Source organism: Deinococcus multiflagellatus (genome assembly GCF_020166415.1).
Taxonomy (GTDB): domain Bacteria; phylum Deinococcota; class Deinococci; order Deinococcales; family Deinococcaceae; genus Deinococcus; species Deinococcus multiflagellatus.
The window spans coordinates 61899-86935 of the sequence record NZ_JAIQXV010000013.1 but is presented as its reverse complement, the minus strand read 5'-3'; the positions used below and the strand labels follow the sequence as shown (position 1 = coordinate 86935).

The window sequence follows — 25037 nt, the reverse complement described above, 5'->3', positions numbered from 1 at the left end:
TGAGGGGGGGCGCGGCCCGGCTGGTGCGCTAGGGTGAGGCCCGACATGCACCCTCACCCTCCGTTCCCTGACCGGGGGCGCCCGTGAGCGCTCCTTCTGCCCCGCCCACGGGCCCGCTGCTAGAGCGCTACCGCGCCGGGGACCTGCGCGCCCTGGCCCGCGCCGTCACCCTGGCCGAGGCGGGACTGGACGGCGCCCGGCCCCTGCTGCGCGCCGCCCGGCAGCGGGCCGCGCGGGGTGAGCGCGCCGTGGTGCTGGGCGTGACTGGCAGCCCTGGCAGCGGCAAAAGTACCCTGGTGGACGCCCTGATCGCCGCCCTGCGTGCCCGGGGGCAGCGGGTGGCGGTGCTGGCGGTGGACCCCAGCAGCCCCTACAGCGGCGGGGCGATTCTGGGCGACCGCATTCGCATGCTGCGCCACCACGCCGACCCCGGGGTGTTCGTGCGCTCGCTGGCCAGCCGGGGCGCCCTGGGCGGCCTCTCGGAGCGCACCCCGGGCGTGCTGGCCCTGATGGAAGGCGCGGGTTTCGACTGGGTGATTCTGGAAACGGTGGGCGTGGGCCAGAGTGAGGTGGACATCGCCGCCGCCTGCGACCACACCCTGCTGGTGCTGACCCCGGCGGGCGGCGACGGCGTGCAGGCCTTCAAGGCGGGCATCATGGAAATTGCCGATGTGATCGCCGTGAACAAGGCCGACCTGCCCGGCGCCGACCGCACCGTGCGCGAGCTGATGGCCGCGCAGGGCCTGGGCGCCCACGATGAGCACACCTGGTTTGCGCCCATCCGCAAGACCATTGCGGCCAAGGGCGAGGGGATAGACGCCGTGATTGCCGCCGTGGAGGCCCACCGCGCCCACCTGGGGGAAGCCGGGCTGCTGGCCCGCCGTGAAGCCCGCGCCGAATACGAGGTGCGCACGCTGGTGCAAGAACGCCTGCTGCGCCGCGCCCGCGCCCAGGGCCGCGACCTGTACCAGCGGGTGGCCCAGGGCGAACTGGACGCCGAGCAGGCCGCCGACGACCTGCTGGGGGCCCGGTGAAGGCCCGCTTGGCCGCGCCGCTGCTGGTGGGCGCCCTGGTCGCGCAGCGCCTGCTGGAACTGCGGGTGGCCCGCGCCAACGAACGCTGGGCCCACGAGCGGGGCGCGGTGGAATACGGGCAGGCGCATTACCCCCTGTTTTTTGTGCTGCACCCGGCCTGGCTGCTGGGCACGCTGCTGGAGGGCCGCCGCCCCGGTGCGCGCGTCAGCTGGCCGGCCCTGGGGCTGCTGCTGCTGGCCCAGCCGCTGCGCTACTGGGTGATTCGCACCCTGGGGCGCTACTGGAACACCCGCATCCTGATTGTGCCGGGGGGGCAGCGGGTCACGGGCGGGCCCTTTCGTTACCTGAAGCACCCCAACTACGCGGTGGTGGCCCTGGAGCTGGCGGCGGCCCCGCTGGCGGTGGGCGCGTGGCGCACCGCCCTGGCCTTTACCCTGCTGAACGCGGCCCTGCTGCTGGGCCTGCGCATCCCCGCCGAGGAAGCGGCGCTGCGGGCCTACGCCCAGGGGAGGCCGGACCACCAGGGCGGAGAGTGAACCCGGGGAGGCAGTCCTAGACGGGCCTCCCGCTCATTGAACCCCGGTGTCCCGGTCGGTGTGGCTGCGGTGCAGGCGGGCCGGGCACAGCAAAAGGGGGCCCTTACCAGGCCCCACATAGACTGCCGCTCAATTACTCCGGCTGCGGAATGCGGCGCTCGAACACCAGCCCGCCGGGGGTATCGGCCAGCAGGACCGGCACCAGCAGGGGCACGCCCTGAAACTCCAGCCGGGCGCGGCCCAGGCCGTTGGTGCGCTCCACGGCCGCCGCCAGGGCCTGCACCCGCCAGCCCAGGTGCTCGGCGTGCAGCAGGGCCTGCAGTTCCGCCGAGCCGTCGGTAAGTTCGGGGGTCAGCAGGGCGGCGCTGGGGCGACCGCGCACGTCGCGCATGTCCGGCAGGTCGTGCAGGCCCAGCACCGGGTCAAAGGGCGCCAGATACGTGCCGCGCAGCGAGGCGGTGGCCGCCGCCAGGGCCTCGGCGCCGGGCAGGGCCACCAGCACGTCTACCTCGGGTAGGCGGGCGCTGAAATACTCCGCCAGGGCCTGCACCGCCACGCCGGGCAGATCCAGCAGCCGGGCACGCACCCCGTCCGCGCTGGGCAGGGCACTGGCGATGGCGTCACGGAACACGGCGGGCATGGCCCGAGCTTAAGGCGGGCGGTCTTGCACAACTGTCACATTCCTGTGACAGGTCACCTGACGGATGTCTGAAGACGGCCAGCAAGGAGAGGGGCTGGCCCGGCAGACCGGACAGTCTCCAGACAACAGGCGTACCCTGGCCGCCATGCAGGCCCGCCTCGCCACCACCGGCCACGCCACCGCCATTGCGCTGGCGGTCACCGCCGGGCACTTCATCAACGACGCCTACGGCGCCATGCTGACCCCGCTGACCCCGGCCCTGCAGGCCAAATACGGCGTGAGTATCGCCGCCGTGACCTTTCTGTCCAGCATGTATTCGCTGACCAGTTCGGTGCTGCAGCCCCTGCTGGGCATTCTGGGCGAGCGCCTGGACCGCCGCTACGCCGCCGCGCTGGGCCCGCTGCTCACTGGCCTGGGCCTGACGCTGATGGGCTTCATGCCCTGGTTTGGCGCGCTGGTGCTGCTGGTGGCGGTGGCGGGCTTCGGCAGCGGGTTTTTCCACCCGGCCGGGGCCGCCTATGTGGCCCAGCACAGCCCGCCCGACAAACGGGGCCTGTGGGCCAGCCTGTTCAGTGCCGGGGGCACGGCCGGCATGGCGCTGGGGCCGGTCTTTGCGGGGGTGGGCCTCACGCATCTGCCCTGGTTCGCCCTGATCGGCGCGGCGGTGGCGGCCCTGACCTTTGCCGTCACCCCGGCGGGGGTGCAAAAGGCGCGGCGCGTGTCATGGGCGGAGTACGCCGGGATTTTCCGGGGGCCGCTGGCGTGGCTGTGGGGCATGGCGGTGCTGCGCTCATTGGCCAGCATGGGCTACAACGCCATGCTGCCCTTCATCCTGCTGGGCCGGGGCTACGGTCCGCGCGAGGTGGGCCTGACGCTGGGGGTCTATTCCGTGGCCAGCGCGGTGGGCGGCATCATCGGCGGGCGCCTGAGTGACCGCCACGGGCGGGTGCCGGTGCTGCGCGGCGCCATTCTCACCACCATTCCCCTGTTTGCGGGACTCATTCTGTCCAGTCCGGCCAACTGGTGGTTTTACCCTTTGACCTTCATAGTGGGGGCCGCTGTGAACGCCAGCATTCCGGTGGGCGTGGTGGCCGCCCAGGAGTACGCGCCGGGGCATGTGGCGGTGGCCAGCTCGATCATGATGGGCTTTTCCTGGGGCTTTGCGGGGCTGCTGCTGTTCTTGGTGGGCGCCCTGGCCGATGTGACCAGCCCCGTCACGGCGGCGCTGGCCAGCCTCGCCCTGCTGCTGCCCAGCGCCCTGATTGCGGCGCGCCTGCCCGAGCCACCCCGGGCGGACCTGAAGTAGAGCGGCGTCCCTCAGGGGAGGGAACAGCGGCCAGAGGTGACAGGGTGAGACTAGGCCCAGCTCCATGTGCGGTCTCTGGGCGGGCGCCCGTCCCCTATGCTGCGCGGGCGGCCCGGGTCGCCTGGGCCCACGCCCACCGGCCTAGCCCCGGCGAAAGGAACCCATGCCCCACCCCCACATCCTGCTGCTGACCCTGCACGATCCCACCGAATTTGCCTTTCCAGCGTGGCTGCCCGGGTTGCCCCCCGGCGCGCTGAGCCTGGTGCTGGACAGGGACAGCGTAACGGCCGACGACCTGACGGCCCTGGCGGCTGACCCGGCCTACGGCTTTGTGCGCGCTTACCCCAACTACCTGAACAACGGCAACGTGTATGCCGATCTGGACGCCCTGCACCGCACGCGCCCCGTGACCCACATCCTGGCCTTTGGCGAGGACGATGTGCTGCGGGCCGCCCGCCTGCGCGAACGCTGGGGCCTGCCGGGGCAGGGGGTGGCCAGCGCCGCGTCCTTCCGCGACAAGGTGCTGGCCCGCGCCCAGGTGCAGGCGGCGGGGGTGCCGGCCCACCCGGGCGCCGCCCTGAACGGCCCGCTGGACCTGCTGGATTTCGTGGCCGCGCATGGCCTGCCCGTGTTCGTGAAGCCCCGGACCAGTTCGGGCTCGGTCTTTGGGCGCCAGATTGCGGACCCGGCTGCCCTGACGGCCTTTCTGGAAAGCGGTTTTGCCCCGCGTGTGCCCTACGCCGAATACGTCTCAGACCTGTGTGTTGAAACCTTTCACCCGGGGCGGCTGTATCACGTCGACGGCATCGCGGTTGGCGCCCAGGTGGCCTGGAGTTGGCCCAGCCAGTACCTCACCCCGGGGCTGGAGATCGGCGCTTTCGCCCAGACGCAGGTGGTGGGCAGCTTCATGCTGAGCCGCCAGGACCCGCTGTTCGGGCCGCTGCAAACGTACGCGCGAGCGGTGTGCGCGGCGCTGAACCTGCCCAGCGGCCACACCTTCCACGCCGAAATTTTTGTACACGAGGACGGCTCGCTGTCCCTGTGCGAGATCGCCTGCCGCACCGGCGGGGGCCGCATCAATGACACGCTGCACCGGGCGGGCGGCCCGAACCTGAACGAGTGGCAGTGCCGCCTGCAGGCCGGGATGGTGGACGAGGCGGCCGCACAGGCCCACCTTCAGGCCCTGGAACCGGCGCAGCTGTGCGGCTGGCTGCTCTTTCCGCCGCAGGAAGGCGTGTGCCTGCGGGTGCCGGACTTCACGGAGCTGCCGGGGGTGCAGGCGGCCCAGCTGAACATTGCTCCCGGCGAGGCGGGCTGGGCGCGGGGCTTCAGTGGGGATGCGGCCGGGCATGTGGTCATGGGTGCCCCGGACGGTCCTGCGCTGGCGCGGGCTATGGGGGCAGCCCTGGCGCGGGTGCAGGAGGGTTTGGTGTTTGGCCCGGCAGAAGCGGTTCTGCCGCCCTGCTGACACGACGTTTGAACAATTCAGGAATTGTTCTGACCGGAGGGACCCGCAGAGCGGCGGGGCAGAGAGGGAAAAGAGACGGATTTCCGGGCATGGGGCTGAAACAGCGCCGAGGGCGGGGAACTCCCCGTTCGTTTCTGGATGATGGGGCAATGGACGGCAGTCCGGATGACGGCTTCATCGGCGGCGCCCAAAGGTGGAGGCCGGGCTCAGGGGCAGACCGGTACAGTGCCAGGGTGCCCACCTTTGCCGGACTCGGCTTTCTCCTGCTTGCCCTGGGCGGCCCACTGGTGCTGTACCGCTTGATTCCTTCAACCCGCCACCTGCCCAGATTCACCGGGCCGCAGCGTGGAGGGCTCCTGGCCCTGGATCTGATCCGGGTTGCGGGCTGCCTGTTCTTGCCCTACGCGCTGACAGCGCTTCTGAGCACCCTCTGGGACACCCACTTCGGCTGGTGCGCAAAGGTGGATCTGAGGGCGCAGTGCTGGGATCACCTGAGCATGGGGCTCTTGACCTGGGGCCTCGCAGTGGGCGTCACGGCCCCACTGCTGACCGGCCTGATCTGGGTGACGCGCCCACTGGGCCAGAACGCTGATGGTCAGGGGAAGAAACGCCCTCTAGGGTGAGGGTATGTTGATTGTGCTTGCGGGCGCCTCTGGTTCGGGGAAAAGCACGTTGCTGCCCTGGCTGAAGGCGGTGCGGCCGGACATTCGCTGGCATGACTTCGATGAACGCTGGGTGGGCGGCGGCAAGCGGGAGCGCCAGCAACTCACCGAAGGCTGGATTCAGACGGCCCTGCACAGTCCCCGGCCCCTGGGCCTGCTGGGGCCCTGCCCACGGGGTGAAGTGCTGGCGGCCCCTGGGGCCCAGCACCTGAGTGCCGTTCATCATCTGCTGCTGGACGTGGCCGACCCCGAACGGGTGCGTCGCCTGCGGGCGCGCGGGGACGGGCACGCCACCCAGGACATGCTGAACTGGGCGGCGTGGTTGCGGGTGCATCAGGTTCTGGCCGACTGGGAACCCCAGGTCCTGACCGACGATGCCTGGGAGGAGATGCGCTGGCCCCAGTGGCAGGCGGCTCCCCAGGCAACATGGCCGGGGCAGACGCTGGACACCACGGGCCTGACGCCGGAACAGACGGCGCAGCGCGTACAGGTCTGGCTGCATGGGCCGCCTGGGTTGGCCGAGGCCCACTGACAGCGGGCCCCAGAAAGGGTGGCGTGGACGTGAGGTGAGGCTACTCTCTGGCTTCAGGGTGAAACGGGCCGCTGCTGTGCGCACGCTCTGGCAGAAGTGCGGCTCCCTCCAGACGAGTCTCCCGGCTCCCCTAGCCGCCCTGGCCTTCCCTTCACCCGGCCCGCCTATCCTGTGGCGCATGACGGGGGCTGTGTGAACAACGAGATTCGGGGGGCGGTGCCCGGGGGCCAGGGCGAGGTGATGGCGCACGCCGTGGACGCCTGCGTGCACTGCGGCTTTTGCCTGCCCGCCTGCCCCACCTACGCGCTGCTGGGCGACGAGATGGATAGCCCCCGTGGCCGCATTGTCCTAATGAAAGAGGTGCTGGAGGGCGCCCTGCCCCTGGCCGACGCCTCGCCGCACCTGGACCGCTGCCTGGGCTGCCAGGGCTGCGTGACCGCCTGCCCCAGCGGCGTGCCCTACGGCGAGCTGATCACGGCGTTTCGCGGCTGGTCGGAGCCTCAGCGGGCGCGCTCGCCACTGGACCGGGCCAAGCGGTCGGCCATCCTGAAGATCCTGCCGGCCCCGAAGGTCTTTAGCGTGGCGGCCCGGGTGGGGCAGTACACCAAGCCCCTGGCGCCGCTGCTGCCCGCTGCCCTGCGCGCGCCGCTGGACCTGCTGCCCGAAACGGTGCCCGCCATGCAGCCCAGCCCCGCCGTGACCCCGGCCCGGGGCGTGCAGCGCGGCCGGGTGGCCTTTCTGGTGGGCTGCGCCCAGCAGGCCCTGACCCCCAACTTCAACGCGGCGACCCTGCGGGTGCTGGCCCGCAACGGCATTGAGGTGGTGGTGCCAGAGGGCCAGGGCTGCTGCGGCGCCGCCGCCCTGCACACCGGCGCGCGGGACGAGGCCCTGACCCTGGTGCGCCGCAACCTCGCCGCCTTTCACCCGGGCGATTACGACGCCATCCTCTCCAACGCAGCGGGCTGCGGGGCGGGCCTCAAGGAGTACCCGATGGTGCTGCGTGGCGAACACGATGAAGCGCGGGCCCGCGCCTTTGCCGCCAAGGTCATGGACATCAGCGAGTATCTGCACCGGCTGCTGCAAGCCGGCGAACTGGAACCGCCTCTGCCCGCCTCGCGCCCCATCACGGTGGCTTACCACGACGCCTGCCACCTCGCCCACGCCCAGGGGGTGCGCGCCGCGCCCCGCGCCCTGCTGCGCTTCATTCCGGGGGTCACCGTGCAGGAGGTCCCCGAAGGCGACCTGTGCTGCGGCTCGGCGGGCACCTACAACCTGGAACAGCCCGAACTGGCCAGCCAGCTGGGCGCGCGCAAGGCGAAGAACATCCTGTCGACGGCGCCGGACCTGATCGCCAGCGGCAACATTGGCTGCCACACCCAGATTCAGAGCCATGTGCGCCGGGCGGGCAGCCGGGCGCCGGTGCTGCACACGGTGGAAGTGCTGGACCGGGCGTACCGGGGGGAATTGTGAGTGGGAAGTGGGGAGTGGGAAGTGGGAAAAGACAGGCTTCCGGTCCTACTTCCCACTCCCCACTCGTCACGGACCTCCTGCGCCGGCTGGCCCCGCATCAGGTGCTCACCAGCCTCGCCGAGCGGCGCAATTACCGCTACGACGCCATTCAATTCGGGGAAACGCCGCTGGCGGTGGTGCTGCCCGAAACCACGGCGGATGTGGTGGCGGCGGTGCAGGCGGCGCGGGCGGCCGGGGTGCCGGTGGTGGGGCGCGGCGCGGCCAGTGGGCTTTCGGGCGGCGCCGCGCCCACCGCACCGGGATTGGTGATCTCGTTTACCCGCATGACCGGGCTGCGCATAGACCCCGCCCGGCGCGAGGCCCGCGCGCAGGCGGGCGTGGTCACGCTGGCGGTCAGCGAGGCCGCGCGCCCCCACGGCCTGATTTACCCACCCGACCCTGCTTCGTTTCGCACCAGCACCATCGGGGGCAACCTCGCGGAGAATGCGGGCGGCCCCATGTGCTTCAAGTACGGCGTGACCGGCGATTACGTGCGGGCGCTGCAGGTGGTGGACGCGGCCGGCGAGGTGCACGAACTGACGCGCGACGCCTACGATCTGGCCGGGCTGTTCATCGGCTCCGAGGGCACCCTGGGCCTGATGACCGAGGCCACGCTGCGCCTCGTGCCGCCCCCGCTCGTGACCCGCACGCTGATGGCCCATTTCCCGGAAGTGGGGGAGTGTGCCGAGGCGGTAAGTCAGGCGATTGCGGCGGGCGCCGTGCCCAGCAAGCTGGAATTCATGGACCGCGCCTGCACGAACGCCGTCGAGGACTACCTGAGCCTGGGCCTGCCCCGGGGCGCCGAAGCCGTGCTGCTCGTGGACACCGACGGCGACGACCTGCCCACCGTGGAAGAAGAGCGCGCCCTGGTGGAAGCGGCCTGCGTGGCGGCGGGCGGCACCGTGCGCCGCGCCGGAACCGACGCCGAGGCCGCCGCGCTGTGGCAGGCGCGGCGCAGCGTCAGCCCCGCCCTGGGCCGCATTCGCCCGCAGCGCATGAACGAGGACATCGCCGTGCCCCGCTCCGCCCTGCCCGAAGTGGTGCGCGAAATCCGCGCCCTGGGCGACGCCAGCCCCTTCACAGTGGTGCAGTTCGGCCACATTGGCGACGGCAACCTGCACCCCAACATCCTCTTTGACCCCCGCCACGACGACCCGCACGCGGTGCATGACCTCGCCCACCGCATCGCCCTGGTGGCCCTGCGGCACGGCGGTGTGCTCAGCGGCGAGCACGGTATCGGCACCATGAAACGCGACTTCATGCGCGACGCCGTGGACCCCGTGACCCTGGGCGCCCTGTGGTCGGTCAAGCGCGCGCTGGACCCGGCCGGGCTGCTGAATCCAGGCAAGGTGCTGCCGGAAGAGGTGAAGGGGTGATGGGTGATGGTCGAAGGAGGATGGTGGTGAAGCGTCGAGGGGTCGAGGGGCCGGGGGGTCGAGGGTGCGGCGATGGTGCTGCCGGCTCCGCCCCGAGATGCAGGCGTCAAAACCTGTTCGTGCCGTCAGCATCCCTTTCCATCACCCATCACCCATCACCCATCACCACGCCGGAGGCGCCCCATGCCCGTCCTTGACCTGTCGCCTGGGGACCAGACGATCACGGTCAGCGGGGATACCTCACTGCCCGAGGTCTATGCGGCGCTGCCGGCGGGGCTGTTTCCGCCGTTTCCGCCGGTGGGCCTGCCAGGCGGCGTGGGGGGGCTGGTGAAGCGCGGGGGCTTCGGGCAGACCTTTTTCTTTGCCGGGGACGTGCTGGGTGTGACCTTTCGCGCGCCCAGTGGGCGGGTGGTGCGGGCCGGGGGGCGCACGGTCAAGAACGTGCAGGGGTATGACCTCACCCGGCCGTTTGTGGGGTCGTTCGGCCTGCTGGGCGAGCCGCTGGACGTGACGCTGCGCCTGCGCCCCGGGGTGCGCTGGGGCCATGTGGTGTACGCCGGGCCCCTGGTGAGCGCCGCGCGCTTCTCCTGGCAGGCGCCGGAAGGCACCCACGCCCTGCACTTTGGCCACCCGGCCGAGGTTGAGGCGGCGCTGGCCCTGCCCGGCGCGGTGCCGGTCACGGCGCCCCCCGACTACACCGCGCTGTTTCCCGGTGGCCTGGGCGTGGGCGAGGGGGGCCCGCTGCGCGACGCCCGCTTCGGCTGGGTGGATGGGGGAGAGGCGCCCCCGGCCCCCGCCCTGTTCCGCACCCTGGCCGCCCAGTTGTAACCGGCGCGACTGTCACTGATCCAGATTCCACTTTGCCGCCCCGGGGTTCGCTATTCTGTGGGGCGTGCGTAAATTTATTCCCCTGATGACCGCCCTGCTGCTGGGTGCAGCGGGTGCCCAGACTGTTGACCTCCGCATTCTGGAAACCACGGACCTGCACACCAGCGCCCTGGGGTACGACTATTACCAGGACAAGCCCACGGGCGAGTTCGGCCTGGAATACACCGCCACCCTGATTCAAAAGGCCCGCCAGGAAAAGCGCAACAGCCTGCTGTTCGACAACGGCGACCTGATTCAGGGCAACCCCCTGGGTGACTTCGTGGCCCGGGTCAACCCCCTGGCCGAAGGCCAGCGCCACCCCATGCACGCCGCCATGGCCGTGCTGGGCTACGACGCCGGCAACCTGGGCAACCACGAGTTCAACTATGGCCTGCCCTTCTTGCAGCGCGTGCTGAGCGCCGCCCCCATGCCGTATGTCAGCGCCAACGTCTACCTGGCCGACGGCGACAACAACCCCGACAACGACAAGAACGCCTTTACCCCCTACCTGATTCAGCGCAAGCTGGTCTATGACACCCAGGGCCGCCCGTACTACATCAATGTGGGCATCATCGGCTTCCTGCCCCCGCAGATCATGCAGTGGGACAAGAGCAACCTGGAAGGCAAAGTCACCACCCGCGACATGGTGGAAACCGCCCGCAAGTTCATTCCCCAGATGAAGGCCCAGGGCGCGGACATCATCGTGGCGATTGCCCACAGCGGTATTGCCGCCGACTACACCCCCGGGCAGGAAAACGCGGTGACCGAGCTGACCAAGGTGCCCGGGCTGGACGTGGTGCTCTCGGGCCACAGCCACCAGGAATTCCCTGGGCCGGTGTACAAGAGCATTCCCGGCGCCGACATCACCAAGGGCACCATCAACGGCAAGCCGGTGGTCATGGCGGGCTTCTGGGGCAACGACCTGGGCATCATTGACCTGAAGCTGAACTTTGACCGCAAGACCCAGAAGTGGACGATTGTGGACGGCGTGTCGGCCGTGCGCCCCATCTGGGACAAGGCGGCCAAGAAGAGCCTGGTCACGCCTGACCCCCGCATTGCCGCCGCTGTGAAGGCCGCCCACGAGGGCACCCTGGCCTACGTGCGCGGCAAGGTGGCCGACCTGACGGCCCCTATCAACTCCTACTGGGCGCTGGTGCAGGACGACCCCAGCGTGCAGCTGGTCAGCAACGCCCAGACCGCCTACGTGAAGGCGGCCCTGAGCAGCACCCAGTACAAGGACCTGCCGGTGCTCTCGGCCGCTGCGCCCTTCAAGGCCGGGGGCCGCGCGGGAGCCAGCTACTACACCGACATTCCGGCCGGCACCCTGGCCATCAAGAACGTGGCCGACCTGTACGTGTACCCCAACACCGTGCAGGCCGTGCTGGTGACGGGCGCGCAGGTCAAGGAGTGGCTGGAGCGCAGCGCCGGGCAGTTCAAGCAGATTGACCCCACCAAGACCGAGCCCCAGGCGCTGGTGGACGATGCCTTCCCCACCTACAACTTTGACGTGATTGACGGCGTGACCTACGAGATCGACGTCTCCCAGCCCAACCGCTACAACAGTAAGGGCGAGGTCGTGAACGCGGGCGCCAGCCGCATTAAAAACCTGATGTACCAGGGCAAGCCCATTGATCCGCAGCAGCAGTTCGTGGTGGCCACCAACAACTACCGCGCCTCGGGCGGCGGCTCCTTCCCTGGCCTGAACGGCAAGAACATCGTGCTGCAGGCCCCGGATGAAACCCGTCAGGCGATCATCGGGTACTTCAACCAGCAAAAGACGGTCAACCCCACCGCCGACGGCAACTGGAAGCTGACCCCCATCCCCGGCGCCACCCTGCTGTACGTGAGCAGCCCCAACGCCCAGAAGTTCCTGCCCGCCGGCGCGCAGCTCCTGCGCACCCGCGAGGACGGCTTCGCGGAATACACGATCAAGTTCTAAGCAGGTCAGCGGAAGAGGCACCCGGCGGCGACGCTGCGGTGCCTCTTGTTGGCTGGGGGCTCTGGGCCATGAGCCATGGGGGAAGGCAGGGCTGGCGGAGCAGCTGTCGTTTGGCGAGAACCAGAGCGAGCCTAGAGCCGTTGACCAAAGCACCCCCTCACCCCTCGCGGCACGAGGCCCTCTCTGCGGCGCAGCTCTTCGAGTCCCACGAGGGGAGAGGGTCGAGAACCACCATCATCTTGAGGTCAGCTGCTCCAGAGGCAAACTGTCAATCGCCCTGGAGCGAACACCGGCGAACAACAGCGGCAGAAGTGGAATTGAGGCCCGCGCTCCAACCCCTCAATCCCACCCCCGCTCCTGATCCCCGCTCAATCCCTTTTTTCCTCATGGCCCATAGCTCATGGCCCAGAGCCAAAAAAAGCACCCCCGCAGAGGTGCCTTTCACGCCCAGCTTCAGTCCCGGTCAATATTGCGCAGGAACGCGGGGATGTCGTAGTCCTTGGGGTCGTAGGCGGTGCCGCCGCGTACCGGCTTGACCATCGTGTCAATCACGCTGGAGCGCAGGCCGCCCGCCACGGTCACCGGCATGTCGTTAAAGCCAGTGGCAATCACGGTCACGCGCACCTCGTCGCCGGCCGCCTCGTCGGGGGTAATGCCGAACAGGATGTCGGGTTCCTCGAAGCCGGTGGCCTCGCGGATCTTCTCGACGATCTCGTTGGCGTCGGTCATGGACAGGTCGTAGCTGCCGGTCACGTTGACCAGAATGCGGCGCGCGCCCTCGATGCCGCGCTCCAGCAGCGGGCTGTGGATGGCGCTCATGGCGGCTTCTTCGGCCACCTTCTCGCCGCGCCCGGCGCCAATGCCCATGAGCACCGTGCCGGAGTTCGCCAGCAGGTTGCGCACGTCGGCAAAGTCGAGGTTGATCATGCCTTCGACGTTGATCACGTCGCTGATGCCCTTGACGCCGTAGTACAGCACGCGGTCGGCAATCAGGAAGGCTTCGCGGAAAGACACCTTCTTGTCCACGGCGGTGAGCAGCTTCTCGTTATTCACCACGATCATGCCGTCCACGCGGTCGGCCAGCTTGCCAATGCCCTCTTCGGCCACGCGCAGGCGCTTGGGGCCTTCAAACTTGAAGGGGCGCGTGACAATCGCCACGGTCAGAATGCCCATCTCGCGGGCAATCTCGGCCACCACGGGCGCGCTGCCGGTGCCGGTGCCGCCGCCCATGCCGGCCGTGATGAACAGCATGTCGGTGCCTTCCAGGTATTCCTTGATGCGCTCGCGGTCTTCCAGGGCGGCTTTTTCACCGACTTCGGGGTCGGCGCCGGCGCCCAGGCCACGGGTCAGGCGGTCGCCCAGCTGAATGCGGATCTCGGCGTGGCTCTTGGCCAGCACCTGCGCGTCCGTGTTTCCGGCGATGAACTCCACGCCTTCGAGTCCCGATTCAATCATGCGGTTCACGGCGTTGTTGCCGGCGCCGCCCAAGCCAATCACGCGAATTCTGGCCGCTTGCATCATGTCTCCTTACGTTCTGGCCGCCGCGCGCGGGCGCAGGGCAGATTCACTGCCGCGTAGTGTACCGCACGTCCCAATGTGGGGGGACCGCACAGCGAAAGAGCCAGAGCAGCGTGGCGGCTCCGGCCCTTTCGCGGGGGTTCACATCCAGTCCTTGAACCAGCCGCGCACGCGCTCAGCGAGGCTGGGCCCGGTCTTCTTCTCCTGGGGCGCGGCGGGCGTGGAGGGGACCACGGGGACAGCGGGCGCGCTCACTTCCGGCACCACTGGCGCAGGGCTGGCCTGGGTGGGGGCCGGCTGTGGTCCGGGCGCCATGTCGCCGTAGACCAGATGCGGCACCTTGCCGTCCTCGCCAATGCCGTACAGCACCAGCCCCACGCTGCCCGCGTGGCCGGGGCCACTGACAATATCGGTCAGGCCGCCAATGCCGCGCGGGCGGCCCACGCGCACCGGCAGGCGAAAGCGGTCGCGGGCCAACTCCGGCGTGCCGCGCAGCAGCGCCGCGCCGCCGGTGAGAATCACGCCCTGCGCCACCAGTTCCACCGGGCCCAGGGTGTGGTCAATCTCGTCGCGGATCAGGCCAAAGATCTCGGCAAGGCGCGGCTTGATGATCCGTGAGAGTTCAAAGGCCGTGATGGCGTGGGTGCTGCCCGACGACGTGGTGATTTCCAGCGTCAGGTCGGGGTCGGCCAGTTCCGGGAGGGCCGCGCCGTAGCGCCGCTTGACGTTCTCGGCTTCCTCCATGGGGATCTTGAGAATCTGCGCGAGGTCGGCCGTGACATGCTCGCCGCCCAGCGGAATGCAGGCCGAGTGCGCGAGGTTGCCGCGCTTGAACACCGCCACGTCGGTGGTGCCGCCGCCCATGTCCACCACCACCACAGTCTGGGCCTGCTCGGCGGCTTCCAGAGTCGCCAGCCCGCTGGCCAGGGCGTGCAGCGCAAAACCTTCCACCCGCAGCCCCGCTTCCTGCACGCAGCGGCGCAGGTTCAGCAGCGGCCCGGCAGTGCCCGCGACGATGTGCACGTCCACTTCCAGGCGCACCCCGTGCATGCCGACCGGGTTTTTAATGCCTTCCTGGCCGTCCACCACGTATTCCTGGGGCAGCGTGTGAATGATTTCCAGGTTGGGGTCCAGCGGCACGGCGCGCGCGTTTTCAATGGCGCGGTCCACGTCCGGCTGGGCAATTTCCTGGTGCCGGCGGATGGCCGCCAGACCGTGGCTGGTGATCGCCTTGGCGTGATTGCCCGCCACCGAGACGTAGACGCTTTCCACTTTGACGCCGCTGACCCGCTCGGCGGCCTGCACCGACTGTTTGATGGCGTGGGTGGCCCGCTCCAGATTGACCACCGAGCCGCGCTTCATGCCCTCGCTGGGCACCGTGCCTTCACCGATAATGTCCACACTGCCGCCGCCGGCCACTTCGCCGATGACGGTCGTGATTTTTGTGGTGCCGATGTCCAGGCCCACAATGATGGTGTTGTCTTTCATTCCTGGACGCTCACCCCCCAGGGGTAAATCGAAATCTCGCTGTTCGGATACATGCTGATGCTCCCAGCATACTTCAGTAACGCCTGCACGTCGCCGGTCCACACGCGTCTGTTCGCCACTTTCAGCGTCAGGCCCGTGGGTGTATAGGCAACCGACTGCACATTGTAACGGGCCAGGGCGTCCAGCAGGCCCAGCACCTCGTTCACGCGGTTGGGGCCCCAGCCTTCAATCAGGGGCAGGGCCTCGGTCTTGCGCGCGCCCGGCAACACGGTGGCGTCTGCAGCCACGGCCACAATCTTGCCATTCGGCTGGCGCCAGCGGGCGCGCGGCTGGCGCTCGGTGAGCTGCACCTGCACGCGGTCGGGGAAGGTGCGGGTCACGACGGCCGAGGCCACCCAGGGACTGTCCAGCAGGCCCCGGGCCCGCCACGCGCCGTAGTACAGCCAGCCAAAGTCCGGGGAGAGGCCGGCCAGTGCCTTGACCTCCTGGGGCGACAGATGCGCGTTGCCGCTCACGGTGACGGTGCGGATGGGTAGGGCATACCACGCGCCCACCGCCCCGCCCACGGTGAGCAGGCACGCGGCCAGCGCGAAGACGCGGCGGCGCACGCGGCGCCGGGGCCGAACAGCTGGGGGGGCAGGAATGGGGTCCAGCGCCAGGGTCTCCCCCTCCAGGGCCGGCTCGGCGGTGGGAGCAGGCGCCGGGGTGGGTTCGGGGCCCACGCGGCGGTTGCGCCTGGGCTCGGGGCTCAAGGCGTGGCCTGCCCCGGCCAGAGTTCGTATTCCAGTTCCAGCGGCACGCCCACCCGCGCCCGGATGATGTCCAGCAGCGCGTGGACATCGGCGGCTGTGGCGCCCCCCAGGTTCACGATGAAGTTGGCGTGCTCCGGGGCAATGAGGGCGCCGCCCACCCGGGTGCCCTTCAGGCCCGCCTCGTCAATCAGCTTGCCCGCACTGACCCCGCCGGGGTTTTTAAAGGCGCAGCCCGGCGTTTTCATCTTGGGTTGGCCCTTGCGCGCCTGGTCAGCGAAGTCCATCTTGGCCAGCACCGCTTCGGGCGTGCTGACGCTGAGGGCGAGGCGCACGCGCGTGACCACATGGTTGCGGGGAATGCCGCTCTGGCGGTAGCCCCAGGGCAGGTCGGCGGGCGTGACCTCCCGGGTGCCCTCCGGGGTCACGATCTCCAGGGTGTGCAGGCCATCGAACATCTCGCCGTAGCGGGTGCCCGCATTCATCCATACCGCGCCGCCCACCTGCGCGGGAATGCCCACCGTGCCTTCCAGGCCGCCCAGGCCCAGCTTTTGCAGCTGCCGCACCAAGCCGGGCAGGGGCACGCCGCCGCCTACCCAGCCGGTCACCACGCGCTCAGGGGTGCTCAGGATGGGGTCCGGGGTCAGGTCGCGCTCGGCCAGCGGCCCGGAGAGGCGAATCACCCGTTCGGGCACCCCTGCATCCGACACCACGAGGTTGCTGCCGCCGCCCAGCACGCGGTAGGGGCGCTCCATCGCTTCCCGCAGAGCCTCGTGCGACTCCACGAACCACACCTCGGCCTCGCCGCCCACGCCCAGGGTCGTAAAGCGCGACAGGGGCAGCCGCTCCACCCGGGTGCCGGTGCGGCTGACCGTCGCGGTCACGCCGCGCCTCCCACGAGGTCGCGCGAGAGCTTCCACACGTCGCCCGCGCCCATGGTCACGATCACGTCGCGGCTGCTGGCGGTGTCGCGCAGCACGCGCAGCACCTCCGCGCGGTCGGGCAGGTAGCGCACGCCCGCGTGCCCGCGCTGGGTCATGCGCTCGGAAATCAGGGTGGCGTGAATGCCGGGAATGGGGGCTTCACTGGCAGCGGCAATGTCGAGCAGCAGCACCTCGTCGGCGTCCATCAGGGCGTCGGCCAGCCGGGGCCAGGACTGCTGGGTGCGCAGGTAACGGTGCGGCTGAAACACCACCCGCACCCGGCGCCCGGTCTGGCGCGCGGCCTGCACGGCGGCGGCCACCTTGGTGGCGTTGTGGGCGTAGTCGTCAATGACCAGCGCGCCGTTCAGTTCGCCCACGCGCTGCCAGCGGCGCCCCGGGCCCTGGAACCCGGCCAGGGCGGCGGCGGCCTGCGCCATGTCCCCACCGTGCAGGTCCACCACCGCCAGCGCAGCCAGGGCGTTCAGGACGTTGTGGATGCCGGGCAGCGCCACCCGCGCTTCACTCAGGGGCTCACCGCGCCGCAGGACCGTGAAGCTGGTGCCCTCGGCGTCGGGGCGCAGGTTCACGGCGCGGTAATCGGCCCCTTCGGCCTGCCCGTAGCTCAGGCGCTCGTGGGCGCCCGCGCACAGCTCGTCCAGGCCCGGCCAGTCGGCGCACAGCAGCACCCGCCCCGACTGCGCCACGAAGCGGGCAAAGGCCGCGTGCTGCTCTTCCACCGTTTCCCAGTAGGTGGCCTGGGCGCCGCCCACATGGTCGTCCTCGGCGTTGGTGAACACGGCCGTGCCTGCCCCCAGCGCCGCAAAGCCCTTGTCGGACTCGTCCACCTCGGCCACAAAGGGGCCACGCCCCAGCCGGGCGTTGCTGCCGAACTCCGGCACGATGCCGCCCACAAACGCAGACGGGTCCAGGCCGGCCCCGGTCAGCGCCACGGCGATCATGGAGGTGGTGGTCGTTTTGCCGTGGGTGCCAATCACGCCCACGCTGGGCCCGGCGCGCAGCAGCTCGTCCAGCAGCGCCATGCGCGGCCGGATCTCAATGCCCGCGCCTTCAGCGGCCTGCAACTCAGGGTGATCCTTTGGGACCGCTTCCGAGGCCACCAGAATGTCAATGGGGCCATACGGGGCTTCGGTGACGTGCTCGGCAGCGTGGCCGGCAGCCACCGGAATGCCCTCGGCGCCCAGCCGGGCCGTGAGGTCGCTGGCCGCTTCATCGCAGCCGCTGACGCGGTGGCCCTGCGCTGAAAGCAGGCGGGCAAAAGCACTCATGCCGATACCGCCAATGCCCATCAGGTGGTAGTGCAGCGCGGGGGAGGGGACAGACACAGGGGAGGGGGCGGACACAGGGGAGGGGGAAGACACGGATTGGGACGCCGCAGTCGGGCTGGGCGGGGGAGGAGCAGCAGCAGGGTCAGTCATGGGAGGAGGGGGGCCCTTCACGCAGGTGCCGTTCGATCAGGGCCGCAAATGCCGCCGCCGCGCCCGGCTGGGCCCGTCGGCGGGCCGCCCCGCTCATCGAGGCGCGCGTCCCCGCTGAGGCACACTCTAACACCGCCTGCCCCAGCGTTTCCGGCACCGTTTTCTGTTCCACCACGCGCCCTGCGCCGGCCGTTTGCACCGACATGGCGTTGTGGTACTGGTGATTTTCCGAGGATTCGGGCAGCGGCACCATCACCAGCGGCACCCCGTGAAAGGCGGCTTCGGCCAGGGTGCTGGTGCCCGCGCGCGTGATCGCCAGATCGGCCACCGACCACGCGGCCACGGCGTCCACGTAGCCTGCGGCCTTGTACCACTCCAGTTCCTTGACGCGCGGCGCCACCTCGGACAGCCAGCGCGGGCCGGTGGCGTGCAGCACCTGCACCGCCCGGCCGCGCCCGTCGGTGGGCACCGGGCCGGTGAAATCCAGATTCACGAGGCCGCCGCTGTCCGCGTGGTCCTGGGGCAACAGGCCCTCGCGGCCCAGGACGTTCTGCAGGGTATCGGGCACGGTGTTGTTCAGGAACAGCGAACCCTGCGAGCCGCCCATCACGAACAGGGTCAGGGGGCCCTCTTGCAGCCCCAGCTTGGCCAGGGCCTGGGCGCGGGACAGGCGGTCCTCGCGCACTGGCATGCCCACCAGGGTGGCGCGCGCCGGGTCCAGGCCCAGCACCCGCTCATAGGCGGTGCCCACCGCGCGGGCGCGGCGCACCGCGAGGCGCTGGGTGAGGCCCAGGCGGGCATTCTGCTCGTGCAGCACGGTGGGCAGGCCCAGGCTTTGGGCGGCCAGCACCCCCGGCAGGCTGGCAAAGCCGCCAAAACCCACGACGGCGCCGGGGCGCAGACGGGCCAGAACCTTTCTGGCCTGCAAAACCCCCTGCCCCGCCCGCAGCAGCTCGCGCGGGTCGGGGCGGCCCTGGCCGCTGCGGGCCAGTTTGCCGGCATCTACCCCTTCAAAGGCCAGCCCCTGCTCGGCCGCCACCCGCTCTTCCATGCCGCCGCGCTGCCCCAGCAGCAGCGTCTCGTGCCCGCGCGCGGCGAGTTCGCGTGCGGTCGCCACCGCCGGATAGATGTGCCCCCCGGTGCCCCCCGTTGCCAGTACGACCAAGCTCATTGGGGGGGAGTGTAGCGGGTTGGGGGGTGGTGAGTGGGCAGTGGGCAGTGGAAAGTGGGAAGTGGAAAACACACAGGGCGCGCCAGCTTGGCCGCGCCCTGTGTCCTTCCACTCCCTACTCCCTACTCACCACTTCCCGTCTTCAGTCGAACAGATCACCCAGCGCCTTGCCCACGCCGCCGCTGCTGTGGCCCTCGCCGCCAATGCCGTGCTCGAATTCCTCGTAGGGCTGCACCACCACAAAGCCGTCGCCCTGGAAGACCATCTGGTAGGTTTCGCCGCCGCCCCGGCCGAACATGCTCTTTAAGCTGGCGTCCATGCGCAGCTGGGGCTGCAGGTTGCCGCTCCAGGCAATCGTGGCGTTGGGGTCAGTAAAGATGGGCTCGTTGGGGGTGACGCGCAGGGTCAGGGGCTTGCCGTGCGACAGGATGGCCACCAGTCCGTGGCCCTGCACGCGCACGCTGAACAGCCCGCCCGCCGCCATGCCCGCCACGCGGCGCTGCATGGTGATGTCGTACTGCACGGTGTCTTCAAAGGCCAGCAGGTCGTTGCCGTTCACGTTCAGGCTGTCGCCCTGCAGGCGCAGAATCTGCACTTCCTTGCCCTGGTCGGCCAGGTAGGCCACGCCCCGGCCCTCAATCTTGGCCAGCGGGCTCATTTCCTGGGACACGGCGCGTTTCAGGGCCTTCATCAGGCCGCCTTCCAGGGTGCCTTCGCGCTTGAAGCTCAGGTTGCCCTTGTACGCCACCATGGCGCCCAGCTTGCTCCACACGCGGCCGTTGACCTTGACCTCCAGCATCTTGCTGGATTCGAGTTCAAAGACCTCGCCGGGATTGTCCCGCTCGGCGGTCTGGGCGATGAAGTCACGGAGGCTGTAGGTGCCGTCGCTGCCGGGGTTCATATTGGTCATACAGGCACAGTACGACACCGGGGGCGCCCGGGTTGCCGCCCCCCGCCCAACTGTCCTGGCAACTGTCCCGGGCCGCGCGGCACACTGGTGCCATGACACGTCCCTTCGCCGCCCTCCTGACGTTTGCCCTGCTGGGCCACGCCCACGCCGGCCTGCCCGAAGCCCGCGCGGCCCTGGCCCGCCAGGACTACGCCGCCGCCGTGCGCGCCCTGCAGGGCAGCGGGGCCCGGCCGGGCACCCTGCCCTATTACGAGGAACAGTTGCTGCTGGGGCGCGCGCTGCTGGCCCCCGGCTGGAGCGGCAGCGATCCGGCGCGCGCCCGCACCCTGCTGGGCTGGGCCTGCGGCATGGCCTGGGAGGTCACGAACGCGCCCAGTCCAGAGGTGCGCGGCGCCGCCTGCGTGCTGCTGGGCCGCCTGGAAGAAGCCCGGGACAACCCCAGCCAGGCCGAAGCCTACTACCACGATGCCGCCTACACCGACAACAACCAGAGCGCCTGGGCACGGCTGGCCATCTTGGAGCTGGGGCGCGGGGCCAGCGGGGACCGGCGCGACATGGCCCTGAACACCCTGACCCGTGTGGCGACGGAAGGCGACCCCGAAGCGCAGACCTTTCTGGGCCAGCGGCTGGAGCGCGGCGACGACGGCCCGGCCGATCCGGCGGCTGCCGCCACGTGGTACGCGCGGGCCGCCGCCCAGAACTTTGCCCCAGCGCAGGCGGCCCTGGGGCGGCTGCTCCTGCTGGGGCGCGGCGTGGCGCGCGACCTGCCGCGCGCCGCAGAGCTGATTGCCCGCAGCGCCGCCGCTGGCGAGCCGGAGGGGCTGTACCTGAAGGCCCTGCAACTGGAAGAGGGCCTGGGCGTGCCGGCCGATCCGGCGGCGGCCGCGCGGCTGTACGAGCGCCTGCTGGGGGGCCCGCGCTTTGCCCCGGCCACCAGCAACGCGGCGGCGCATCTGGGCTGGCTGCTGGTGCAGGGCCTGGGCACAGCGCCCGACCGCGAGCGCGGACTGCAGTTGCTGCGTGCCGGGGCCAGCGACCTGAACGTGTACGCCCTGGTGCGCCTGGGCACGCTGCTGGAAAGTGGCGACGGGGTCAAGCAGGATCTGGCGACGGCCGCGCGTTACTACGAGGTGGCCTCGGGCTACGGGGACCCGGAAGGCGCGGTGCGGCTGGGGCTGCTCAGCCGCTGGGGCACCGGCCGCCCCCAGAACGTGATGGCCGCCCGGGTGGCGTTCGAGCAGGCAGCGGCTGCCGGGGCCGCCGAGGGGCAGTTTCAGCTGGGCGTGCTGTACGAACTGGGCCTGGGGGTGCCAGGCAGCGCGCCTGAGCAGCTGACCCGCGCCCGCGACCTGTACGCGCAGGCGGCGGCCCAGGGGCACCCCCAGGCCCGCATGGCCCTGGCCTGGGTGCAGGAGCAGCTGCGCGCGCTGCCGCTCTACCCGGGCGGCACCTACGCCGAGTATGAGCGGGGCGCGCAGGGCGGCGAGCCCCAGGCGCAGTACCGGTGGGGCAGCTTTTTTGAAACCGGCGACGGCCGGCCCAAGGACCCGGCCCAGGCCGCTGCGTGGTATGCCAGGGCGGCGGCGCAGGGGCACCTGGGCGCGGCCCTGGCGCTCGCCAGCCTGCTGGAACGCGGCCAGGGGTCCGTGCCCGCCGACCCTCGCCGGGCGCGCGACCTGTATCTGCAGGCCGCGACCGGCGGCAGCGTGCGCGCCATGATCCTGCTCTCGGCCCTGCTGCTCAACGGCACACTGGTGCCGAAAGACGCTGCGCAGGGTGCCCTGTGGGCCCGGCGCGGCGCCGAGCGCGGCGACGTGGTGGGCATGCGTATTTACGCCCAGGTGCTCGAAGGCGGCGTTGGTGTTCCCCGGAACCTCACCCTGGCCCGCATCTGGTACGCCCGCGCTGCCAGTGGCGGCGACACTGCAGCGAAAGCGGCGCTGGACCGGCTGGGAAAAGAGCCTTAATTCGGACGGCAGTCCACGCCTGAACCATCCGGGTCTAATGCGGGACTCCTCTGACTCCAAAGCAGGGTCGGAAGAGCGCAGGGGTGATTTTCCATCGCCGTCGCCCCGTATGTTCTCGTACTCGCGCTCCTGCGGAGCTCTCCGAGGCTGCGATGCCGCTCTGCGAGGCCGCTCGCCCCTCGCCTTCGGCTCACCTGAGTGCCGTGTAATTCCCGCACATCCGCCGTTGTTCCTGCTCTGCGGGTCCCGCCAGTGGGAGACGTCCCTTACACGCCTGGCGGAATGTTTCGGAAGCCGTCCAGGCCTGCAAGGGGTGCGGTTAATCGGGAATAAGTGGCCCGCTCACATCAGCCGCCCCAGGCGCCGCAGCACCTCTTCAATGGTGTCCAGGCTGGTGGCGTAGCTCAGGCGCACCTGGCCGGGCGCAGCGAAATCGGTGCCGGGGACGACGGCCACCTGCGCCTCGTCCAGAATGCGGCGGGCTGCCTCCAGTTCGTTCTCGTGAATCCGGGTCGTGTCGGCCATGACATAGAAGGCGCCCTGGGGCGTGGGGGTGGGCAGCCCCAGGGCAGCAAGGCCAGCCACGATGCGGTCGCGCCGGGTCTGATAGGCCTGCCGGGCTTCCTCGATAAAGCGTGCGGTGGCCTCATGCTGTTCCAGGGCTGCCAGGGCCGCGTGCTGGCTGACACTGCTGGCATTGCTGGTGCTCTGCGACTGCAGAGCGTTCATGGCGGCGATCACGGCCTTTGGTCCACCGGCGTAGCCAATGCGCCAGCCGGTCATGGCATACGCCTTGCTGGCCCCGTTGATGGTCAGCGTGTGCTCCGGCGCATAGATGCCGATGCTCACCTGCTCGGCCCCATACACCAGATGCTCGTACATCTCGTCGGTCACGATGATCAGGTTGCGGCGCTGCGCGAGTTCGGCCACGGCCCGCAGCGTTGCGGGCGGAAACACGGCTCCGGTGGGGTTGCCGGGACTGTTCAGCACGATCATGCGCGTGCGCGGCGTCACGCGGGCGGCCAGGGCCTCTGGGTCCAGCTGGAAGCCACTGGCCGCTGTGGTGGGCACCGCCACGGGCACGGCGCCTGTCAGCGCAATCATCTCCGGGTAGCTGACCCAGTACGGGGCAGGGATCAGCACCTCGTCGCCGGGGTTCAGCAGCGCGAAAAAGGCATTGAAGAGGGCCTGTTTGCCGCCGCTGGTCACGGTCACCGCGTCCGGGGCATGGCTCAGGCCGTTTTCCCGCGAAAACTTGGCACTGATGGCTTCGCGCAGCTCGGGGATGCCGTTGACAGCGGTGTATTTGGTCTTGCCACTTTCGATGGCCTCGATGGCGGCGGCCTTGATGTGCGGCGGCGTGTCAAAGTCCGGCTCGCCCACGCTCATCGAAATCACGTCCAGGCCCTGGCGTTTCAGTTCCAGCGCGCGGCTGGTGACCGCCACCGTGGCCGAGGGTTTGAGGCTCTGGGCCCGCGCCGAGAGCGTGAAGGGGGAGACCGAAGAAGGGCCGCTCATACCCCGCAAGGTACAGGCGGCCCTGGGCCGGCGCGGCCAGAGGTTTAGAAGCGGTAGGTCAGGCCCAGACGCACCGAGGGCGAGGGGAAGGTAAAGCGGTGTGGGCCGGTGTCGCCGGGCACGCCGCCATTGCCAACCCGGAAGTCGTTCAGGACGGTGTAGCGCAGGCCCCCTTCGGCGTAGAAGCCCAGGTGCTCGCGGGTGCGGCCCCGGTAGCCCAGCACGCCCCCGGCCCGCCAGCCGCCGCCCGCATTGGCCGTGACCCCCACCGAGGGCCCGCCGTACCAGCCCACGTTGCCCTGGGCCAGCAGCAGGTCGGCGCCGAAGAAGAGGACGGGCGAAACCTCAACCTGCGCCCGGGGCTCCACGGTCAGGCCGCCCACCCGGCCCACAGGCAGCGAGAAGCCCAGCTGCGCAGTGGGCAGAATGGTTTCCAACCCCACGCCCGCCCAGAGCTGGGCGACGCTGGTGGCCGGGCCGGCCTGCGCCGCAGCACTACCAGCGGCCAGAAGAATAACGAATGAAGAAATCTTAAGAAAGCTCATGCGCTGCGAAGTGTACTGCCTGGGGGCGGTGGTCGTTGGCGCATGTGAGGCCAGGGGCGCTGCTCATGTCCGAGCGGATGGAGGTCAGCACATGCGCTTTGCTCGGCACGCGTGATCCTGTGCGGCGTCAGCGGGGCTGTTCGCCCTTTTCTCGCAGCAGCCCGTTCCGCCCTGCGGCCAGACAGCAGCCCCTCCATTTCGTGGGGGCCGCTGTCCTTTGCAGAGCCTCATAGCGGTCACCAGATGACCTGAAGGGTCCACCTTCAGGTCATCTGGGGCGAGCGGGCTTGCAAAGCTGCGGAGCAGAGCGAGTCACCGCCACAGACAGCGGTTGGCGTGGAGTTGAGGGGGCTTCCCTCCTCCCCTGGGCAGAACGGATGACCGCTGTCACTTCCTCCCAGCGCCACCAAGGGAAAACCCGGAGTAGCTCTGGGATTCGCTCTCAGAACCGGTACGTTACGCCGAAGGCCCCGCCGGCCAGGGGAAACGGAATGAAGTTCGCCGTGTCAAACATGGCGCGGAAGCGGGCCTCGCTGAACCAGCCCACGTTGCCGCCGCCGAACTGCCCGCGCAGCCCGCCGGTCGCGCCCACCAGCCACAGCCCCCCCACGGCGTAGCCCACGCTGGGCCCGCCGTACAGGTTCACATTTCCGCTGTTGCCCGAGAACAGCAGATCGGCATTGATGGTGCTCAGGGGGCCCGTCACATCGGGCAGGGGCAGCAGGTACACCGAGGCGCTGCCGCGCAGTTCGGCATTCAGGCCAGCAATTTGGCCCACGGGCGCGCTGAGCCCCAGCGTGAGGCCGGGCGCGATATAGGCTTCGGTGCCCGCCCCGCCCCACACCGTGAGGCCGGTGGTCTGGGCTCCGGCGGTGCCGGCAAGGAGGAGGGTCAGGGCCAGGGAGAGACGCATCTTCATGTGACGTTCATCGTAGCCGCCCAC

General features: G+C 70.0%; 21 protein-coding genes. 10 read left to right on the top strand and 11 right to left on the bottom strand.

Annotation, left to right across the window (positions count from 1 at the left end; genetic code table 11):
• Positions 1-83 precede the first annotated feature (83 nt).
• Positions 84-1034, top strand: coding sequence for a methylmalonyl Co-A mutase-associated GTPase MeaB (meaB, locus tag K7W41_RS15075; protein ID WP_224610137.1), 951 nt, complete (start codon positions 84-86; stop codon positions 1032-1034).
• Positions 1031-1570, top strand: coding sequence for an isoprenylcysteine carboxylmethyltransferase family protein (locus K7W41_RS15070; protein ID WP_224610135.1), 540 nt, complete (start codon positions 1031-1033; stop codon positions 1568-1570). The genes meaB and K7W41_RS15070 overlap by 4 nt, the downstream gene beginning before the upstream one ends.
• 133 nt (positions 1571-1703) lie before the next feature.
• Here the strand turns inward: K7W41_RS15070 and K7W41_RS15065 are convergent, their stop codons facing one another.
• A complete protein-coding gene (locus K7W41_RS15065; protein ID WP_224610133.1) occupies positions 1704-2210 on the bottom strand; it encodes a hypothetical protein in 507 nt (168 codons plus the stop codon).
• A 145-nt stretch (positions 2211-2355) separates the two neighbouring features.
• Here K7W41_RS15065 and K7W41_RS15060 point away from each other — a divergent pair, with 145 nt between their 5' ends.
• The 7 genes from K7W41_RS15060 to cpdB all read left to right on the top strand — a co-directional run bounded on the left by K7W41_RS15060 (position 2356) and on the right by cpdB (position 11869).
• Positions 2356-3516 (top strand): MFS transporter, encoded by a 1161-nt coding sequence (locus K7W41_RS15060; protein ID WP_224610131.1) that lies wholly within the window; start codon positions 2356-2358, stop codon positions 3514-3516.
• Positions 3517-3679: 163 nt separating this feature from the next.
• Positions 3680-4984, top strand: coding sequence for an ATP-grasp domain-containing protein (locus K7W41_RS15055; protein WP_224610129.1), 1305 nt, complete (start codon positions 3680-3682; stop codon positions 4982-4984).
• A 627-nt stretch (positions 4985-5611) separates the two neighbouring features.
• A complete protein-coding gene (locus K7W41_RS15050; protein ID WP_224610126.1) occupies positions 5612-6178 on the top strand; it encodes a hypothetical protein in 567 nt (188 codons plus the stop codon).
• 192 nt (positions 6179-6370) lie between these two features.
• A complete protein-coding gene (gene glcF, locus K7W41_RS15045) occupies positions 6371-7648 on the top strand; it encodes a glycolate oxidase subunit GlcF (RefSeq protein WP_224610124.1) in 1278 nt (425 codons plus the stop codon).
• Between the two features lie 14 nt (positions 7649-7662).
• The gene (locus K7W41_RS15040) at positions 7663-9063 is read left to right on the top strand and encodes an FAD-binding oxidoreductase (protein WP_224610228.1); all 1401 of its coding nucleotides are present in this window, start codon (positions 7663-7665) and stop codon (positions 9061-9063) included.
• 183 nt (positions 9064-9246) lie between these two features.
• A complete protein-coding gene (locus K7W41_RS15035; RefSeq protein ID WP_224610122.1) occupies positions 9247-9891 on the top strand; it encodes a DUF5639 domain-containing protein in 645 nt (214 codons plus the stop codon).
• Between the two features lie 85 nt (positions 9892-9976).
• Positions 9977-11869, top strand: a complete 1893-nt coding sequence (cpdB, locus tag K7W41_RS15030) for a 2',3'-cyclic-nucleotide 2'-phosphodiesterase (protein ID WP_224610227.1) — start codon at positions 9977-9979, stop codon at positions 11867-11869.
• Positions 11870-12322: 453 nt separating this feature from the next.
• Here the strand turns inward: cpdB and ftsZ are convergent, their stop codons facing one another.
• The 7 genes from ftsZ to K7W41_RS14995 all read right to left on the bottom strand — a co-directional run bounded on the left by ftsZ (position 12323) and on the right by K7W41_RS14995 (position 20064).
• Positions 12323-13387: a cell division protein FtsZ gene (ftsZ, locus tag K7W41_RS15025; protein WP_221088546.1), complete on the bottom strand. Its 1065-nt coding sequence runs from the start codon at positions 13385-13387 to the stop codon at positions 12323-12325.
• A 141-nt stretch (positions 13388-13528) separates the two neighbouring features.
• Complete coding sequence (gene ftsA, locus K7W41_RS15020; RefSeq protein ID WP_224610119.1) at positions 13529-14875, bottom strand: cell division protein FtsA; 1347 nt, start codon at positions 14873-14875, stop codon at positions 13529-13531.
• The gene (locus K7W41_RS15015; protein ID WP_224610117.1) at positions 14872-15627 is read right to left on the bottom strand and encodes a cell division protein FtsQ/DivIB; all 756 of its coding nucleotides are present in this window, start codon (positions 15625-15627) and stop codon (positions 14872-14874) included. The genes ftsA and K7W41_RS15015 overlap by 4 nt, the downstream gene beginning before the upstream one ends.
• Positions 15624-16508 carry a UDP-N-acetylmuramate dehydrogenase gene (locus tag K7W41_RS15010; protein WP_224610115.1) on the bottom strand — a complete coding sequence of 295 codons (885 nt, stop codon included), beginning with the start codon at positions 16506-16508 and terminating at the stop codon, positions 15624-15626. The genes K7W41_RS15015 and K7W41_RS15010 overlap by 4 nt, the downstream gene beginning before the upstream one ends.
• Positions 16505-17854: a UDP-N-acetylmuramate--L-alanine ligase gene (murC, locus tag K7W41_RS15005; protein ID WP_380058157.1), complete on the bottom strand. Its 1350-nt coding sequence runs from the start codon at positions 17852-17854 to the stop codon at positions 16505-16507. The genes K7W41_RS15010 and murC overlap by 4 nt, the downstream gene beginning before the upstream one ends.
• 121 nt (positions 17855-17975) lie before the next feature.
• Positions 17976-19154, bottom strand: coding sequence for an undecaprenyldiphospho-muramoylpentapeptide beta-N-acetylglucosaminyltransferase (gene murG, locus K7W41_RS15000; RefSeq protein ID WP_224610111.1), 1179 nt, complete (start codon positions 19152-19154; stop codon positions 17976-17978).
• Between the two features lie 142 nt (positions 19155-19296).
• Positions 19297-20064 (bottom strand): AIM24 family protein, encoded by a 768-nt coding sequence (locus tag K7W41_RS14995; protein ID WP_224610109.1) that lies wholly within the window; start codon positions 20062-20064, stop codon positions 19297-19299.
• 92 nt (positions 20065-20156) lie between these two features.
• Between K7W41_RS14995 and K7W41_RS14990 the strand changes: the two genes are divergently transcribed.
• Positions 20157-22031 (top strand): tetratricopeptide repeat protein, encoded by a 1875-nt coding sequence (locus K7W41_RS14990; RefSeq protein ID WP_224610107.1) that lies wholly within the window; start codon positions 20157-20159, stop codon positions 22029-22031.
• A gap of 342 nt (positions 22032-22373) precedes the next feature.
• Here the strand turns inward: K7W41_RS14990 and K7W41_RS14985 are convergent, their stop codons facing one another.
• From K7W41_RS14985 to K7W41_RS14975, 3 genes are all read right to left on the bottom strand, one after another.
• Positions 22374-23549, bottom strand: coding sequence for a pyridoxal phosphate-dependent aminotransferase (locus tag K7W41_RS14985; protein ID WP_224610105.1), 1176 nt, complete (start codon positions 23547-23549; stop codon positions 22374-22376).
• 44 nt (positions 23550-23593) lie between these two features.
• Entirely contained in the window at positions 23594-24094 is a 501-nt protein-coding gene (locus K7W41_RS14980) for a hypothetical protein (RefSeq protein WP_224610103.1), read from the bottom strand.
• A 442-nt stretch (positions 24095-24536) separates the two neighbouring features.
• Positions 24537-25013: a hypothetical protein gene (locus K7W41_RS14975; protein ID WP_224610101.1), complete on the bottom strand. Its 477-nt coding sequence runs from the start codon at positions 25011-25013 to the stop codon at positions 24537-24539.
• Positions 25014-25037: the final 24 nt, after the last annotated feature.

Bases quoted from the DNA above. Each gene is read 5' to 3' on its own strand.
- K7W41_RS15065 (WP_224610133.1), bottom strand. From the start codon at position 2,210: ATGCCCGCCGTGTTCCGTGACGCCATCGCCAGTGCCCTGCCCAGCGCG.
- K7W41_RS15060 (WP_224610131.1), top strand. From the start codon at position 2,356: ATGCAGGCCCGCCTCGCCACCACCGGCCACGCCACCGCCATTGCGCTG.
- K7W41_RS15055 (WP_224610129.1), top strand. From the start codon at position 3,680: ATGCCCCACCCCCACATCCTGCTGCTGACCCTGCACGATCCCACCGAA.
- K7W41_RS15050 (WP_224610126.1), top strand. From the start codon at position 5,612: ATGTTGATTGTGCTTGCGGGCGCCTCTGGTTCGGGGAAAAGCACGTTG.
- K7W41_RS15035 (WP_224610122.1), top strand. From the start codon at position 9,247: ATGCCCGTCCTTGACCTGTCGCCTGGGGACCAGACGATCACGGTCAGC.
- cpdB (WP_224610227.1), top strand. From the start codon at position 9,977: ATGACCGCCCTGCTGCTGGGTGCAGCGGGTGCCCAGACTGTTGACCTC.
- ftsZ (WP_221088546.1), bottom strand. From the start codon at position 13,387: ATGCAAGCGGCCAGAATTCGCGTGATTGGCTTGGGCGGCGCCGGCAAC.
- ftsA (WP_224610119.1), bottom strand. From the start codon at position 14,875: ATGAAAGACAACACCATCATTGTGGGCCTGGACATCGGCACCACAAAA.
- murC (WP_380058157.1), bottom strand. From the start codon at position 17,854: ATGGGCATTGGCGGTATCGGCATGAGTGCTTTTGCCCGCCTGCTTTCA.
- murG (WP_224610111.1), bottom strand. From the start codon at position 19,154: ATGAGCTTGGTCGTACTGGCAACGGGGGGCACCGGGGGGCACATCTAT.
- K7W41_RS14995 (WP_224610109.1), bottom strand. From the start codon at position 20,064: ATGACCAATATGAACCCCGGCAGCGACGGCACCTACAGCCTCCGTGAC.
- K7W41_RS14990 (WP_224610107.1), top strand. From the start codon at position 20,157: ATGACACGTCCCTTCGCCGCCCTCCTGACGTTTGCCCTGCTGGGCCAC.
- K7W41_RS14985 (WP_224610105.1), bottom strand. From the start codon at position 23,549: ATGAGCGGCCCTTCTTCGGTCTCCCCCTTCACGCTCTCGGCGCGGGCC.
- K7W41_RS14980 (WP_224610103.1), bottom strand. From the start codon at position 24,094: ATGAGCTTTCTTAAGATTTCTTCATTCGTTATTCTTCTGGCCGCTGGT.
- K7W41_RS14975 (WP_224610101.1), bottom strand. From the start codon at position 25,013: ATGAAGATGCGTCTCTCCCTGGCCCTGACCCTCCTCCTTGCCGGCACC.